This is a genomic window from Rhodococcus sp. (in: high G+C Gram-positive bacteria) (assembly GCF_049299235.1).
Lineage (GTDB): Bacteria > Actinomycetota > Actinomycetes > Mycobacteriales > Mycobacteriaceae > Rhodococcus.
The window spans coordinates 1-1,692 of the sequence record NZ_JBAQXC010000112.1; the positions used below are offsets into that span (position 1 = coordinate 1).

Here is a 1,692-nt window from a genome sequence, read left to right on the forward strand (position 1 = left end):
GGTGGGTGGCGCTGAGCGGCGCGTGCGCGGCGTGCGCGATCGAGCGGGTCGCGGTGGGGTTGGACGCGTCGGTGTGGCCGACGCTCACCACCGAGCCGTGCGCCTGCAGCATCGTCGACAATTCCGCGAAGTGCGGTGTCTCCGGGGCGATCGTCATCGACCGGATGTGTCCGCGCCCGACGGACAGCAACGATTCGAGCAGTGCCGGATCGCCGTCGATGATGCTCGCCGGATCTTGTGCGCCGCAACGCAGTACCGACAGAAATGGGCCTTCGAGGTGGATCCCGGCGAGGGTTCCGTCGTCGACGAGCGAGGCCAGCAGCTCGACCCGGCGGTGCAGCACATCCGCCGGGGCGGACACCAGAGATCCCATCACCGACGTGGTGCCGCGGCTGCCGTGATGATCAGCGGCCGCGGTGGCGCCGTCGACGTCGGCTTCGGGGAAGCCGAATCCGGCGGCGCCGTGGCAGTGCACGTCCACCAGGCCGGGAATGATGACGGCTCCGGGGGCAATCGGTTCCGGCAGTGGGCCGGTCCACTCGGTGGCGGGCCCCGCCCACACCACGGTCCCGTCGGAGGTCTCGACGGCACCGTCGGCGAGCAGTCGACCACCGGTCACCAACCTTCCACGCAGAATCACGCGGTCGGTCGTCACCGGAACCGTCCCGCCTCCGCAATCGCCGACGCGAAGGTCGAGGTGATGAATGCGGGGTCGGTGATCGCGGTGCCCACCACCACCGAATCCGCGCCGAGCGCGATCGCTTCGGCGGCGGCGGCGGGGCTGTGGTAGCGACCCTCCGCGATCAGGACCGCGGACGGCAGTGCCGCCCGCAGTTCCGCGATGAGCTCGAGATCGGGGCCGTCGAGTGCGCGGCTGTTCTCGGTGTAGCCGGCGAGGGTACTCGAGATGATGTCGGCACCCGCCTCGGCGGCGGCGAGGCCGTCCTCGAGGGTGCCGCAGTCGGCCATCACGAGCGCGCCGCGCGCGTGCACCGCGGCGACGGTGTCGGCGAAGGTCAGTCCGTCGGGGCGGGGCCGTAGGGTGGCGTCCGCGGCGACGATCTGCGCGCCGGCGTCGACGACCTCCAACGCCGATTCCCTTGTCGGAGTGATGAACACGCCCGAGGAACCGATTTTCGTCAGGCCGATCACCGGAACGTCGACGGTGGCGACGACGGCCGCGACATCCGGTGTGCCGCCGACCCCGCCGCAGCGGACGGCGACGGAACCGCCGTCGACGGCAGCGCGCGCCATCCGTGCGATGGTCGCGGTGTCCCGCAGGGCGTGGCCGTGGCCGGCCTGACAGGACACGATCAGCTTCCCGGTGATGATCGTCCGGAACTCGTCGAGTGTCATGGCATTCCAACTTCTGTGGTGACGGAGTGTGCTGTGGTGACGGAGTGTGCTGTGGCGGCGAGCAGCGCGGCTCCCACCAGGGGGGCGTCGGTGCCCAGCTGTGCGGCGACGATGTCGGTGGCGGCGACCGGGCCGAACGCCTCGGCGCGGAAGGCCGCCTCGAGCGGGCCGAGCAGGTCCGGTCCGATCTGGGCCGCACCGCCGCCGATCACGATCACCTCGGGATCGAACGCGGTGGCCAACCCGGCGAGTGTCCGACCGAGCAGTCCGGCGCCGTCGGTGATCGCGGCCCGCGCGGCCCGGTCACCGGAGCGCATGAGCGCCACCACGTCCTGC

The 1,692-nt window shown here is 71.6% G+C and carries 2 protein-coding genes and 1 pseudogene; all 3 read right to left on the reverse strand.

Annotated features, from left to right (window positions below; genetic code table 11):
* Positions 1-655 (reverse strand): annotated as a pseudogene (locus tag WAX14_RS06750) (N-acetylglucosamine-6-phosphate deacetylase); the annotation flags it as partial.
* A complete protein-coding gene (locus WAX14_RS06755) occupies positions 652-1,356 on the reverse strand; it encodes an N-acetylmannosamine-6-phosphate 2-epimerase (RefSeq protein WP_422627323.1) in 705 nt (234 codons plus the stop codon). The gene WAX14_RS06755 and the pseudogene WAX14_RS06750, both read right to left, overlap by 4 nt.
* The coding region (locus tag WAX14_RS06760) for an ROK family protein (protein WP_422627324.1) at positions 1,353-1,692 on the reverse strand (340 nt) is incomplete at its 5' end. The genes WAX14_RS06760 and WAX14_RS06755, both read right to left, overlap by 4 nt.